Origin of the sequence: Pseudorhodoferax soli (assembly GCF_003337555.1) — a bacterium.
In the GTDB taxonomy this organism is placed as follows: Bacteria; Pseudomonadota; Gammaproteobacteria; order Burkholderiales; family Burkholderiaceae_C; genus Pseudorhodoferax; species Pseudorhodoferax soli.
Genome location: NZ_QPJK01000012.1, coordinates 38778 through 51294 on the forward strand (window position 1 = coordinate 38778; position 12517 = coordinate 51294).

Annotated in this window: 13 protein-coding genes; 9 read left to right on the plus strand and 4 right to left on the minus strand. The window is 70.2% G+C overall.

Going from position 1 to position 12517, the window contains the following annotated elements; all coding sequences use genetic code 11:
* From DES41_RS32050 to DES41_RS32060, 3 genes are all read left to right on the plus strand, one after another.
* Window positions 1–1503 (plus strand): tripartite tricarboxylate transporter permease, encoded by a 1503-nt coding sequence (locus DES41_RS32050; protein ID WP_114471696.1) that lies wholly within the window; start codon window positions 1–3, stop codon window positions 1501–1503.
* An 85-nt stretch (window positions 1504–1588) separates the two neighbouring features.
* Window positions 1589–2017 (plus strand): VOC family protein, encoded by a 429-nt coding sequence (locus DES41_RS32055; protein ID WP_114471697.1) that lies wholly within the window; start codon window positions 1589–1591, stop codon window positions 2015–2017.
* A gap of 95 nt (window positions 2018–2112) precedes the next feature.
* Complete coding sequence (locus DES41_RS32060) at window positions 2113–3096, plus strand: Bug family tripartite tricarboxylate transporter substrate binding protein (protein WP_114471698.1); 984 nt, start codon at window positions 2113–2115, stop codon at window positions 3094–3096.
* A 7-nt stretch (window positions 3097–3103) separates the two neighbouring features.
* On the opposite strand, the gene DES41_RS32065 is transcribed toward DES41_RS32060, so the two are convergent.
* The gene (locus tag DES41_RS32065; protein ID WP_114471864.1) at window positions 3104–3604 is read right to left on the minus strand and encodes a TspO/MBR family protein; all 501 of its coding nucleotides are present in this window, start codon (window positions 3602–3604) and stop codon (window positions 3104–3106) included.
* 55 nt (window positions 3605–3659) lie between these two features.
* Window positions 3660–4166 carry a DUF6321 domain-containing protein gene (locus DES41_RS32070; protein ID WP_114471699.1) on the minus strand — a complete coding sequence of 169 codons (507 nt, stop codon included), beginning with the start codon at window positions 4164–4166 and terminating at the stop codon, window positions 3660–3662.
* 197 nt (window positions 4167–4363) lie between these two features.
* Between DES41_RS32070 and DES41_RS32075 the strand changes: the two genes are divergently transcribed.
* Window positions 4364–5530 (plus strand): acyl-CoA dehydrogenase family protein, encoded by a 1167-nt coding sequence (locus DES41_RS32075; RefSeq protein ID WP_114471700.1) that lies wholly within the window; start codon window positions 4364–4366, stop codon window positions 5528–5530.
* 16 nt (window positions 5531–5546) lie between these two features.
* On the opposite strand, the gene DES41_RS32080 is transcribed toward DES41_RS32075, so the two are convergent.
* On the minus strand, window positions 5547–6428 hold the full coding sequence (locus tag DES41_RS32080; protein ID WP_114471701.1) for a LysR family transcriptional regulator: 882 nt from the start codon (window positions 6426–6428) through the stop codon (window positions 5547–5549).
* A gap of 87 nt (window positions 6429–6515) precedes the next feature.
* Here DES41_RS32080 and DES41_RS32085 point away from each other — a divergent pair, with 87 nt between their 5' ends.
* Genes DES41_RS32085 through DES41_RS32095 form a run of 3 tightly spaced genes read left to right on the plus strand, consistent with a single transcriptional unit; the run spans window position 6516 to window position 9494 of the window.
* The gene (locus DES41_RS32085; RefSeq protein WP_114471702.1) at window positions 6516–7634 is read left to right on the plus strand and encodes a TauD/TfdA family dioxygenase; all 1119 of its coding nucleotides are present in this window, start codon (window positions 6516–6518) and stop codon (window positions 7632–7634) included.
* Between the two features lie 34 nt (window positions 7635–7668).
* The gene (locus DES41_RS32090) at window positions 7669–8625 is read left to right on the plus strand and encodes a tripartite tricarboxylate transporter substrate binding protein (RefSeq protein WP_114471703.1); all 957 of its coding nucleotides are present in this window, start codon (window positions 7669–7671) and stop codon (window positions 8623–8625) included.
* On the plus strand, window positions 8622–9494 hold the full coding sequence (locus tag DES41_RS32095; RefSeq protein ID WP_114471704.1) for an isocitrate lyase/PEP mutase family protein: 873 nt from the start codon (window positions 8622–8624) through the stop codon (window positions 9492–9494). Before DES41_RS32090 ends, DES41_RS32095 begins: the two co-directional genes overlap by 4 nt.
* Here the strand turns inward: DES41_RS32095 and DES41_RS32100 are convergent.
* Window positions 9470–10681, minus strand: coding sequence for an MFS transporter (locus DES41_RS32100; RefSeq protein WP_170168353.1), 1212 nt, complete (start codon window positions 10679–10681; stop codon window positions 9470–9472). The genes DES41_RS32095 and DES41_RS32100 overlap by 25 nt on opposite strands.
* Window positions 10682–10870: 189 nt before the next feature.
* On the opposite strand from DES41_RS32100, the gene DES41_RS38575 reads away from it, so the two are divergent.
* Together DES41_RS38575 and DES41_RS32105 are read left to right on the plus strand one after the other, a co-directional pair.
* Window positions 10871–11182, plus strand: a complete 312-nt coding sequence (locus tag DES41_RS38575; protein ID WP_170168354.1) for a hypothetical protein — start codon at window positions 10871–10873, stop codon at window positions 11180–11182.
* 109 nt (window positions 11183–11291) lie between these two features.
* Window positions 11292–12476 (plus strand): glycerophosphodiester phosphodiesterase, encoded by a 1185-nt coding sequence (locus DES41_RS32105; protein ID WP_114471706.1) that lies wholly within the window; start codon window positions 11292–11294, stop codon window positions 12474–12476.
* Window positions 12477–12517: the final 41 nt, after the last annotated feature.

The following is a 12517-nucleotide window of genomic DNA, read 5'->3' on the forward strand; positions in this document are numbered from 1 at the left end:
ATGGACATCTTCAACGCTCTCCTGCAAGGCTTCAGCCAGGCTATCACCGTCAGCAACCTGCTGTGGTGCCTGGTCGGCTGCGCGCTCGGCACCGCCGTCGGCGTGCTGCCCGGCATCGGCCCCGCCGTGGCCGTGGCCATGCTGCTGCCCATCACGGGCAAGGTCGAGGTCACGGCCTCGATGATCTTCTTCGCCGGCATCTACTACGGTGCGATGTACGGCGGCTCCACCACCTCCATCCTGCTCAACACGCCGGGCGAAACGGCCTCCATGGTCACCGCGCTGGAGGGCAACAAGATGGCCAAGAGCGGGCGGGCCGGCGCGGCGCTGGCGACGGCGGCGATCGGCTCCTTCGTGGCCGGCACCATCGCCACCATCATCGTGACGCTGTTCGCGCCCAGCGTGGCCGAGTTCGCCGTCAAGCTCGGCCCGCCCGAGTACTTCATGCTGATGCTGCTGGCCTTCACCACCGTCAGCGCGGTGCTGGGCCAGAGCACGCTGCGTGGCATGGCGGCCCTGTTCATCGGCCTGGCGATCGGCTGCGTGGGCCTGGACCAGATCTCGGGCCAGGGCCGCTACGTGGGCAACATCCCCGAGCTGCTGGACGGCATCGAGATCGTGCTCGTGGCGGTGGGCCTGTTCGCGGTGGCCGAGGTGCTCTACGCCGTGCTGTACGAAGGCAAGGTGGCCGAGAGCCAGAACAAGCTCAGCCGCGTGCACATGACGGCGCGCGACTGGAAGCGCTCGATCCCGGCCTGGCTGCGCGGCACCGCCATCGGCACGCCGTTCGGCTGCATCCCGGCCGGCGGCACCGAGATCCCGACCTTCCTGTCCTACGCCGCCGAGAAGAAGCTGGCCAAGAACCCCGAGGACAAGGCCGAGTTCGGCACCAAGGGCGCCATCGAAGGCGTGGCCGGCCCCGAGGCCGCCAACAACGCCACGGTGACGGCCGCGCTGATCCCGCTCTTGACGCTGGGCATTCCGACCAGCAACACCACGGCCATCCTGCTCGGCGCGTTCCAGAACTACGGCATCCAGCCCGGCCCGCAGCTGTTCACGACCTCGGCCTCGCTGGTCTGGGCGCTGATCGCCTCGCTCTACATCGGCAACATCATGCTGCTGGTGCTGAACCTGCCGCTCGTGGGGCTGTGGGTCAAGCTGCTCAAGATCCCCAAGCCGCAGCTGTACGCGGGCATCCTGATCTTCTCGACCGTGGGTGCCTACGGCATGCGCCAGAGCGCGTTCGACCTGTTCCTGCTGTTCGGCATCGGCCTGCTCGGCGTGGTGATGCGGCGCTATGCCTTCCCGACCGCGCCGGTGGTGGTCGGCATGATCCTGGGGCCGCTGGCCGAAGCGCAGTTGCGCAACGCCGTCTCCATCGGCGAAGGCAGCGCCATGGTGTTCCTGCAGCGGCCCATGTCGCTGGCGCTGCTCATCGTGGTGGTGGCCGTGCTGGTGCTGCCGCGCCTGGTGCAGTGGATGGGGCGGCGCAAGGCGGCCTGAACCCCTGCCACCGCTGCGGGAAAGCCGGCACCGTGCCCCCTTGCGGGCGTACGCTGCCGGCTTTTCTTTTTCCGAGGAGCTTGCGATGGAGACCAATCAACTGCACCGGGGCCGGCTGATCGACCACATCCAGCTGGTGGTGCGCGACCTGGAGGCCAGCCGGCGCTTCTACACGGCCGTGTTCGCCACGTTGGAGATCCCGCTGGGCGGCACCGGCGACGACTACTTCTGGGCCGACGAGCTGTTCATCTCGACCGCCAGCAGCACGGCCGCGCAAGGCCAGCTGACGGGCCGCCACCACCTGGCCTTCCAGGCCAAGGACCGCGCCACCGTGGAGGCCTTCCACCAGACCGCACTCGCCCATGGCGGCCGCGACAACGGCGGGCCCGGCGAACGGCCTTACCACCCTGGCTACTACGGCGCCTTCGTGCTCGATCCGGACGGCAACAACATCGAGGCGGTGTTCCACGGCGAGGCGCAGCGCAACGTGCCCTCCGTGGTCGTCACCTTCTAGACAGGAACCGCGGGTTCACCCGGGCTTGCATACCGTACCTCAGCGCCGACACTCGCAGCCCGCTGGCACCGTGCCAGTGCATCGCTGAAGGTTTCATGACGCATTTCCCTGGAGCGCCCGCGCGGCGCCACCTGCTGCTCGCGCTGGCGTGCAGCGCCGGTCTCGTTGGCGCCATTCCGGCCCTCGCGCAGGACTACCCGACCAAGCCCGTCGAACTCGTGGTCTCGGCCGCGGCCGGCGGCGGCACGGACGCCGTGGCGCGCACCTTCGGCGAGGCCGCGCGCACCCATTTCGCCCAGCCCATCGTGGTCGTCAACAAGCCCGGCGCGGCCAGCTCCATCGGCTTCACCGACGTGGCGCTGTCCAGGAAGGACGGCTACAAGATGGGCGTGATCAGCGTGAACCTGGCGATCCTGCCTGCGCTGAACCTGACCAAGGTGGTGGTGGAGGACTACACCTTCATCGCGCGGCTCAACAACGACCCTTCGGCCATCACCGTGGCGGCCGACGCGCCGTGGAAGAGCATCGAGGAGTTCCTCGCCGCCGCGAAGCAGGCGCCCGAGAAGATCCGCGTGGGCAACGCCGGTACCGGCGACGCCTGGCACGTGGCCGCGCTCGCGCTGGAGGAGAAGACCGGCACGCGCTTCACGCACATCCCCTACCAGGGCGGCAACCCGGCCGTGCTGAGCCTGCTCGGCGGCCACCTCGATGCCGTCACCGTCAGCCCCGGCGAAGTGGCGCAGCACGTGGCCGCGGGCAAGCTGCGCGTGCTCGCCGTGATGGCCGATGCGCGCATGCCAGGCCTGTTCGCGGGCACGCCCACGCTCAAGGAGCGCGGTATCGACCTGACGGTGGGCGCCTGGCGCGGCCTGGCCGTGCCCAAGGGCACGCCCGACGAGGTGGTGGCCAAGCTGCGCACCATGGCGCGCCAGGCTGCCGCCGAGCCGGCCTTCCGCGAGACGCTGGAGCGCAGCAACCTGGGCTACTCGTACGCCGAGGGCGACGTGTTCCTCCAGCAGATCCTCGCGGACCGCGAGATGTTCAAAGGCATCCTGGCCAAGATCGATGTGAAGAAGTAGCGCGCACTCAGAGCAGGCCCGGGTTGCGCTGCCAGACCGCCCAGTTCAGCGCGGCCGCGAACGTGACCCAGGCCAGGTAGGGCAGCAGCAGCAGGCCGGCGCTGCGGCGGATGCGCCAGAAGCCGGCCAGCGTGGCGGCCAGCAGCACCCACAGCAGCACGATGTCGGCAAAGGCCGGCCCGCCCAGTCGCCAGCCGAAGAAGAGCCAGCTCCACAGGCCGTTGGCGGCCAGTTGCACGAGGAACAGGACCAGCGGCACGCACCAGCCGCGCAGGCGCCAGACCTGCCAGGCCGCCACGGCCATCATCAGGTAGAGCAGCGTCCACACCGGGCCGAACACACTGGCCGGCGGCGCCCAGCCCGGCTGGTCCAGCTGCGCATAGAACTGCGGCGCCGCGCGCGAGGCCCAGGCGCCCAGTGCAGCCACCGCGAAGCACAGCAGCAGCCAGCCCAGCAGACCCAGCCAATGGCGTGCCGCAGGCGCGGCGGATGGAGAGGATGCGTTCATCGCCGGCATGCTGCCATGTCCAGCCGCCGCGTCTGTAGGCCACGGGCCCAAGTGTTCAACGCTCGCGCAGCCGCTTGTACCGGGCGAGCAGCCGCCGGCCCTTCTCGGCGATGCGGCGCGCCGCCGCCTCGGTGCGCGGAACCGGCTCGCCCCAGGCATGGGCCGACAGCGCGAAGCGCGTCGGCTTGCCATGCGGGTCGCGCAGCGGCGGCAATTCGGCGCGGCCGAAGAAGCGCGTGGCCCAGCTGCCCTTGCGGCGCATCTCCTCGGGCGTCATGTCGCGCACCAGCTTGGTCACGCCCGGCTGCAGCTGCGCGCCGTCGCGGCGCTTGAAGGCGGCGCGGCCTGCCGGCGTCAGCCCACCCGCCGGATCACGTGTCTCGGCGCGCGCCTTCTGGCGTTTCGCCGCCTGTATGTTGTCCACCAGGTTGGGATAGGGACGCCCTGCGGCGCGGGCATGCTGGCGGGCCGATGCCTTGGCCGCCGCGCTCAGCGGCTGGCTGTGCGTGCCGCGGGGGGCAGGATGGTCCCAGGGTTCCTCGTTGCGGCGTGCGTGTGCCATGGTGCGGTGCCTCGTGCAGTGCGGATCGGCCCATGCTGCACCGCCAATGGAGCCGCCCGCGTGCGCCGCGAGCCCCGACAGCCGTGGGATGCCGCCGACGCGACAGCTGCGGCGGCCCGGGTAGCCAATGTGACACGGGCGCTGTGAAACGCTGCGCTAGGCTCGCGCCTCACTGTTCCCAACCTCCGAACGCCACCATGGATTTCAGCCTCTCCCCGCTCCAGCAGGACCTGCAGGAGCGCACGCGCCGCTTCATCGCCGAAGAGGTGATCCCCCTGGAGAAAGACCCGCGCCAGGACCACCACGGCCCGCACGAGGCCCTGCGCGACGAACTCGTCGCGCGCGCCAAGCGCGCCGGCCTGCTGACGCCGCATGCCTCCAAGGAGCACGGCGGCCTGGGCCTGTCGCATGTGGACAAGGCCATCGTGTTCGAGGAAGCCGGCTACTCGCCGCTGGGCCCCGTGGCGCTCAACATCCACGCGCCCGACGAAGGCAACGTGCACCTCATGGAGGTGGTGGCCACCCCGGGGCAGAAAGAGCGCTGGCTGCAGCCGCTGATCGATGGCCGCGTGCGTTCGTGCTTCTGCATGACCGAGCCGCCCCCGGGCGCAGGGTCCGATCCCTCGATGATGAAGACCCTGGCCGTGCGCGACGGCGACGACTACGTGATCACGGGCACCAAGTGGTTCATCACCGGCGCCACCGGCGCGGGCTTCGCGATCATCATGGCGCGCATGGAAGACGGCAGCGCCACCATGTTCCTGGCCGACATGGACCAGAAGGCCATCGTCATCGAGCGGCAGATCGACGCGCTGGACAGCTGCTTCACCGGCGGCCACGGCGTGGTGCGCTTCGACGGCCTGCGCGTGCCCGCCACCGACGTGCTGGGCGAGCTGGGCCAGGGCTTCCGCTACGCGCAGATCCGCCTGGCGCCGGCGCGGCTCACGCACTGCATGCGCTGGCTGGGCCAGGCGCGCCGCGCGCACGAGGTGGCCACGGAATACGCCAAGACGCGCCAGGCCTTCGGCCAGCCGCTCGTGGAGCACGAGGGCGTGGGCTTCATGCTCGCCGACAACGAGATGGACCTGCACAGTGCGCGGCTGGCCATCTGGCACTGCGCCTGGGTGCTGGACCAGGGCGAGAAGGGCCGCCACGAATCCAGCGTGGCCAAGGTGCTGTGCTCCGAGGCCGAGTGGCGCGTGGTCGACCGCTCGGTGCAGATCCTGGGCGCCAGCGGCGTCTCGGACGAAACCATCGTCGCGCGCATCTTCCGCGACATGCGCGCCTTCCGCGTCTACGACGGCCCGAGCGAAGTGCACCGCTGGAGCATGGCCAAGACCATCGCGCGGCGCGGCCTGCGCTGAGAAGCCGGGCGCACGGCTACGGCCGTGCCGTCGCCTTCAGCTGCTCGACCAGCCGCTCGCGCAGCACCGCCATACCGCGGTCGTCGTCGGCCGCCTTGCGCGCGACCAGCGTCAACTCCAGCACCGGCGCATTGCGCCCCAGGCGTAGCACGCGCACCGGATAGGCCGTGAGCAGCGAGCTGTCCAGCAGGTGGATGATGGCCACGCCCAGCCCGCCGCTGACCATGGCGACGATGGCGGGCGCCGAATCGAGCTCCAGCGCGCCGCGCTTGTCGGGCACCAGCGCGAGCACATGGCGCGCGGCCATCGCGCCGGTCACCGTGCTGCGGTCGTAACGGATCCAGTCGTGTCGGCGCAGCAAGGCCGTGGCGCTGGCCTCGGTGGCATCCGGCGGCGCGATCAGCACCAGCTCGCGCCGCGCCAGAGGCCACCAGCGCAGTTGCTCGCTGCCGCCCTTGGCCGGCATGGCCACCACGGCCGCGTCGATCTGTCCGGCCTTGACACCTGCGATCAGCGTCGCGCTGCGCCCGCGCACCGGCCGCACCGCCAGTTGCGGGTGCTGCGCGCGCAGCGCCGACAGCGTGCCCGGCAGCAGCGAAGGCAGCAGCGATTCGATCACGCCCAGGCGCAGCACACCCTCGATCGCGATGCCTGGCCGCCGGCGCAGGCCGTCCAGCCGCTGCAGCCCGCCGCGCATGGCAGCGGCCACGTCGAAGGCCGCCACGCGCGGGCGCACCTGCGGGCCGGAGCGGTCGAACAGCGGCTGGCCAAGGTACTGCTCGAGCTGCTTCATCTGCATGCTGACGGCGCTGGGCGTGAGGTTCATGGCGGCCGCGGCCCCTGCGAAGCTGCCCGTGCGCAGCACAGCGTCGAGCGTGGCGAATGCTTCGATCTTCATCAAATTCCTTGACGTTCCAATTCAAGAATCATCGCTTTTTCTTGATGTTGCTCAAGCCTAGACTGGCCCGCACCGCAAGGAGACCCGATGAGCATGGAACCCAAACCCCGCGCCTGGCTGGCGCACGACGCCGCACAGGACCTGTCCTGGATCATCCGCCTGACGCCGGAGGAAGCCGCCGGCTTCGACACCGCGCTGGCGCATGCCGAAGCAGCCGCCAAGCCGCTCCTGTCGATGACGCGGGCGGATTTCCCGCTGCCCGCCCCCTCGCGCGCCGTGCTGGACCGCGCCATCGCCACCACGCAGGGCCGCTGGGGCATGTGCCTGCTCAAGGGCTTCGGCGTGGACCGCTGGACCGAGGCCCAGACCCGCCTGGCCTACTGGGGCATGGGCCTGCACATGGGCACGGCGCGCACGCAGAACCGCGCCAGCGAGATCATCAACGATGTGCGCGACACCGGCGCTGACTACAAGGTCAAGGGTGGCCGCGGCTACAACACCAACGCCGGTCTGGACTTCCACCAGGATTCCTGCGATGTCGTGGCGCTGCTGTGCCGGCGCACCGCCAAAAGCGGCGGCACCAGCAAGGTGGTCAGCTCGATCGCGCTGCGCGACGAGGTGGCGCGGCTGCGGCCTGACCTCGTATCCGTACTGCAGCAGGACTGGTACCACAGCTACCAGGGCACGCAGGATCCGGCGCAGCCGCCCTACTACCGCTGCCCCATCGTCGGCGACGACCCCGACTGGTTCTGCGCCCGCACCAACCGCAAGAACACCGACGCCGCGCAGCGCGACTTCGACGAGGTGCCGCGCCTGTCGCCCGCGCAGCGCGAGGTGCTGGACCTGCTGGACGAACTGATGCCCAGCGAGAAGCTGTGCTATTCGATGGAACTGGAACAGGGCGACCTGCAGCTGCTCAACAACTACGTGACGCTGCACTCGCGCACGCCGTTCGAGGACTTCGACGCGCCCGACCGCAAGCGCCACCTGCTGCGCCTGTGGCTGGCCGTGCCGTCTTCGCAGCCGCTGCCGCCGCAGTGGGAGGAGTACTACGGCGACCGCCGCGCCGGCAGTGTGCGCGGCGGCGTGCGCGGTAGCGCGATCACGGCGGAGTTCCTGGCCTACGAGGAACGCCAGGCCAAGGACCTGGGCATGGCTTGGCGGCCATGGCAAGCCTTGGTGACGCGCAACACGGCCAGTGCCTGAAGCGCAACGACAACGACCCTACGGAGCACGAGACATGCAACGACGCGAACTACTGGCCGCCCTGGGCGGCGCGCTGGCCCTGTCCACCAAGGGCCTGCAGGCCCAGCCCAGCGTGACCCGGCTGCTGGTCGGCGCCACGCCCGGTGGCGGCACCGACATCGTGGCGCGCGCGCTGGCGCAGGAGCTCAGCACACGCATGGGCCGCCAGTTCATCGTGGACAACCGGCCCGGTGCGGCCGGCAACATCGCGGCCCAGGCCGTGGCCAAAGCCCAGCCGGACGGCGCCACGCTGCTGCTGAGCTACACCAGCCATGTCATCAATCCCTCGCTGTACGACAAGCTGCCCTTCGATACGGTGCGCGACTTCACACCCATCGCCGGCGTGGCATCGCTGCCGGGCATCCTGGTCGCCCATCCTGCATTGCCGGCCAACACCTTGCCCGAACTGATCGCGCTGGCCAAGGCGAGTCCCGGCAAGCTCAACATCGCGATCGCCGGCCTGGGCAGCTCGAACCACCTGGCTGGCGAGGTGCTCAAGCGCGAGGCCGGCCTGCAGATCACCAGCGTGCCCTACAAGGGCACGGGGCCGGCGCTGCAGGAGGTGGTGGCTGGGCAGATCGAGCTGGTGATCTCGGGCGTGGCCAGCGTGCAGCAGTTGCTCAAGGCCGGCAAGGTCAAGGCCCTGGCCGTGACCAGCCTGCAGCGCGTGGCCGAGTTCCCGCAGGTGCCCACCATCGCCGAGACCTTGCCCGGCTTCGACTTCAGCTCCTGGTACGGCCTGTTCGGCCCGGCCGGCATGGACGCGGCCGAGACCCAGCGCCTGGCGCAGGCGGTGCAGGCCGCGCTGCAGTCGCCGGCGCTGCGCGAGCGCTTCCGCCACGAGGGCCTGATTCCGATGGCGAGCGGCCAGGCCGAGTTCGGCAGTTTCGTGCAGAGCGAGATGGCGCGCTGGGCCAAGATCGTCAGCACCACGGGAGCGAAAGCGGAATGAGCACCCTGCGCGAACGCCTGGCCGAACCCCGGCCCTTGCTGGTCCCGGGTGTCTACGACGCCCTGACCGCACTGCTGGCCGAGCAGGCCGGCTTCGAGGCGCTGTACCTGTCGGGCGGTGCCGTGGCCTACAGCCAGCTCGGCCGCTCCGACATTGGCCTGACGACTGCCAGCGAGACCGCCAACGTGCTGGCGCGCATCACCGACCGCGTGCGCCTGCCCGTCATCGTCGACGGCGACACCGGCTACGGCAATGCGCTCAACGTGCAGCGCACGGTGCGCGACTTCGAGCGTGCCGGTGCTGCCATGGTGCAGCTGGAAGACCAGGACTTTCCCAAGCGCTGCGGACACCTGGCCGGCAAGACATTGGTGTCCTGCGCCGAGATGCAGGGCAAGCTGCGCGCCGCGCTGGACGCGCGCCGCTCGCGCGAGACGCTGATCCTCGCGCGCACCGACGCCGTGGCCGTCGAGGGCCTGGACGCCGCCTTTGCGCGCGCCGAGGCCTATCTGGAATGCGGCGTGGACGCGCTGTTCATCGAGGCGCTGCGCTCGCCCGAGCAGATGCAGCAGGCCTGCGCGCGTTTCGCCGGCCGCACGCCGCTGCTGGCCAACATGGTCGAGGGCGGCCAAACGCCGATCGGGCGGGCCAGCGAGCTGGGCGAGATCGGCTTTCGCATCGTCATCTTCCCGGGCGGCACGGCACGCTTCGTGGCGGCCGGCCTGCAGCAGTACTTCGCCACGCTCAAGGCCGAAGGCACCACGGCCACGCTGCGCGAGCGCATGCTGGATTTCGACCAGCTCAACGGTGTGATCGGCACGCCCGAACTGCTGGCCCAAGGCCAGGCCTACGCCGACCCCGGCGCACGCTGACGCAGCAGCAGCGCCTGGGCCAGCAGCCCCGCGCCCGCCCAGCCCAGCATCAGCACGCCCAGCCAGACCGGCCCGTCCATGGGCACCAGGCTCACCGCGAAGCCGCCCACTGCACCGGTGAGCTGCTGCATGAGGCCAGCCACGGCCGCGGCCGAGCCGGCCAGCGCGGGCACCAGGCCGACGGTGCCGATCAGCGTGGGCGGCAACAGCAGGCCGTGGCCGATGCCCATGGCCAGCATGGGCAGCGACAGTGCCAGCGGATGGTGCAGGCCCGCCAGGCCCAGCGCCAGCACCGTGACCGGCCCGGTCAGCGTGACGGCCTGGCCCATGCCCATGAGGAAGCGGTCGCTGCAGCCGGTGCGCAGCAGCCGCTGCGTGAGCAGGTTGCCGAGCACATAGGCCACCGGCGGCGTCATGATGTACAGGCCCATCTGCTGCGGCCCCACGCCATAGCTGGCCAGCACCAGCGGGGCGCCGCCCAGGAAGGTGTAGAAGGTGGCGGAGGTCATCGCCAGGATGGCCACGTGCAGCACGAAGGAGCGCTCGCGCGCCAGCCGCGCGTAGCCGCCCAGCAGCGCTGCCACCCGGGCGCCCTGGGCCTGTGCAGGCGGCTGCGTGGCCGGCAGCCAACGCCATGCCGCCACCAGCAGCAGCGCGGCCAACACGGCGATCAGCAGGAAGTTGGCCTGCCAGCCCCAGCGCGCATGCACCTGCCCGCCCAACAGCATGGCCGTGGGTGGGCACAGGCCCATCATCATGCCGATGAAGGCCATCACACGCGTGCGTTCGGCGCCCGTGAAGAGGTCTTGCACCATGGCCCGGCCGATCACCATGCCGGCCGCACAGCCCGCGCCCTGCACCGCGCGCGCGAGGTTCAGCACGGCCAGGCTGGGCGCCAGCGCCGCCGCCAGAGAACCGGCCAGCGCCAGCACCAGCCCGGCCAGCAAGACCGGCTTGCGGCCGATGCGGTCGGACACCGCGCCATAGACCAGCTGGAAGACCCCGTAGGCCGCAACGTAGCCGCCGAAGCCCAGTTGCACCTCGGCCTGCGTGGCGCCGAACTCGGCCGGCCATTGCTGCATGGAGGGCAGGCAGATCGTCATGGCCAGCATGCCCAGGGCCAGTTGTGCGACGAGGTTGGCGGTCAGCCAGACGGGACGGACGGGAGCAGCGGAGAGGACAGGCATCGTGGACAGCGGGCGAAGCCGCCGATGTTGCCCCAAGTCGGCCGAGGTGCCGCCCCGTGCGCGGCGTCGGACAGCCGGGTCCGCCAGCGGCGCGGCGCACAGCGCGCCGCGTCCTACAAAGCCTGCGCAGGCGCCAACCAGAATGAATCCATGGCGCGACAGCCCGCCGCGCACCCACCGGAGAACACCATGCGAACCACCGCTTTGCTCCCAGTGCTCTGCGCGGCCCTGCTGAGCGCCGGCGCCCAGGCCAATGACCTGGTGGTCAACGAAGGCGCCGATTCGATCCGCTTCACCGAGGCGGCCTGCAGCAACGAGGCCGTGCTCCAGCGCATCGACCCGGGCGACCGCCCCCTGTTCCGCAGCGCATCGGCCACGCTGCGGGGCCAGCGCTACACCGCCTGCTGGAGCCTGGTGTCCACCGCGGTCTACCTGGTCTATGAAGACGGCGACCAGGGGTTGGTGCCGGTGTCCAAGCTCAAGGTGCCGGTGGACATCTGAAGCACGCGGCGCCGCCGTCACAACTCCTTGCAAATCAGCTGCCGTTCGGTTCATGGCCTTGTCATAGTGGCCGCGGAGACTCGCCGCCCAACAACAAGGAGGACCGTCCATGCCGCTGAACCAGCGCCCTTTCCTGCGCGCCACCCTGCGCCCCCTGGCCGCCACACTGGCCGCCTGCGCACTGCTCTCCGCCTGCGGCGGTGACGACGACGACGGCTACCCCACGCTGAACGGCGAGAAGCCCCTGGTGGTGGGCCACCGCGGTGCCAGCGGCTACCGGCCCGAGCACACCCTGGCCTCCTACCAGCTGGCCATCGACATGGGCGCCGATTTCATCGAGCCCGACCTCGTGGCCACCAAGGACGGCGTGCTCGTGGCACGGCACGAACCCAACATCACCAACACCACCGACGTGGCCACGCGCCCCGAGTTCGCCGACCGCAAGACCACGAAGACCGTCGACGGCGTCGACGAGACCGGCTGGTTCGCCTCGGACTTCACGCTGGCCGAGCTCAAGACCCTGTTCGCCAAGCAAACCAATGCGGCGCGCGACCAGAGCTACAACCAGCAGTTCCGCATCCCGACGCTGCAGGAGGTGCTGGACCTGGCCAAGTCCGAGAGCGCGCGGCTGGGCCGCACCGTCGGCGTGATCCCCGAGACCAAGCACCCGACCTTCCACGTGACCCTGGGCCTCAAGCTGGAGGACCGGCTGCTCGATCTGTTGGCCACCTACGGCTACACGCAGAAAAGCTCGCCCGTGATCGTGCAGTCCTTCGAGGTATCCAACCTCAAGTACCTGCGCAGCAAGAGCCAGATCCGCCTGGTGCAGCTGGTCGACGGCGACTCCGTGGACAAGAACGGCGTGATGCAGCTGGTCGCACCCTACGACAAGCCCTATGACTTCGCCGTCGCCAAGGACCCGCGTACCTTCGCCAGCCTGCTGACCCCCGAGGGCCTGCGCGAGATCAAGACCTATGCCGACATCATCGGCCCATGGAAGCCCTACCTGATCCCCACCCGGCAGGTCGACGCCAACAACGATGGCCAGCCAGACGACCTGAACGGCGACGGCAAGATCGACGAGCGCGACCGCGTGGTGATGCCGGCCACCAACGTGATCAAGGACGCGCATGCGGCCGGCCTGATGGTGGTGCCCTACACCTTCCGCAGCGAGGTGACCGGCCTGCCGTCGGACGACAAGGGCGACCCCGTCAACGAGTACAAACGCTTCTACGCCGCCGGCGTGGACGGCGTCTTCAGCGACTTCCCGGACACCGCGCTCAAGGCCCGCTGAACGGGGGACATCAGATTCGCCTCAGCCGCCGGGTGTAGCCT

What these genes read in the sequence shown, in the direction of transcription:
- DES41_RS32100 (WP_170168353.1), bottom strand. Translation starts at nt 10,681, where the DNA reads ATGCCTGTCCTCTCCGCTGCTCCCGTCCGTCCCGTCTGGCTGACCGCC.
- DES41_RS32065 (WP_114471864.1), bottom strand. Translation starts at nt 3,604, where the DNA reads ATGAACGCATCCTCTCCATCCGCCGCGCCTGCGGCACGCCATTGGCTG.
- DES41_RS32090 (WP_114471703.1), top strand. Translation starts at nt 7,669, where the DNA reads ATGCAACGACGCGAACTACTGGCCGCCCTGGGCGGCGCGCTGGCCCTG.
- DES41_RS32050 (WP_114471696.1), top strand. Translation starts at nt 1, where the DNA reads ATGGACATCTTCAACGCTCTCCTGCAAGGCTTCAGCCAGGCTATCACC.
- DES41_RS32070 (WP_114471699.1), bottom strand. Translation starts at nt 4,166, where the DNA reads ATGGCACACGCACGCCGCAACGAGGAACCCTGGGACCATCCTGCCCCC.
- DES41_RS32080 (WP_114471701.1), bottom strand. Translation starts at nt 6,428, where the DNA reads ATGAAGATCGAAGCATTCGCCACGCTCGACGCTGTGCTGCGCACGGGC.
- DES41_RS32085 (WP_114471702.1), top strand. Translation starts at nt 6,516, where the DNA reads ATGAGCATGGAACCCAAACCCCGCGCCTGGCTGGCGCACGACGCCGCA.
- DES41_RS38575 (WP_170168354.1), top strand. Translation starts at nt 10,871, where the DNA reads ATGCGAACCACCGCTTTGCTCCCAGTGCTCTGCGCGGCCCTGCTGAGC.
- DES41_RS32095 (WP_114471704.1), top strand. Translation starts at nt 8,622, where the DNA reads ATGAGCACCCTGCGCGAACGCCTGGCCGAACCCCGGCCCTTGCTGGTC.
- DES41_RS32075 (WP_114471700.1), top strand. Translation starts at nt 4,364, where the DNA reads ATGGATTTCAGCCTCTCCCCGCTCCAGCAGGACCTGCAGGAGCGCACG.
- DES41_RS32055 (WP_114471697.1), top strand. Translation starts at nt 1,589, where the DNA reads ATGGAGACCAATCAACTGCACCGGGGCCGGCTGATCGACCACATCCAG.
- DES41_RS32060 (WP_114471698.1), top strand. Translation starts at nt 2,113, where the DNA reads ATGACGCATTTCCCTGGAGCGCCCGCGCGGCGCCACCTGCTGCTCGCG.
- DES41_RS32105 (WP_114471706.1), top strand. Translation starts at nt 11,292, where the DNA reads ATGCCGCTGAACCAGCGCCCTTTCCTGCGCGCCACCCTGCGCCCCCTG.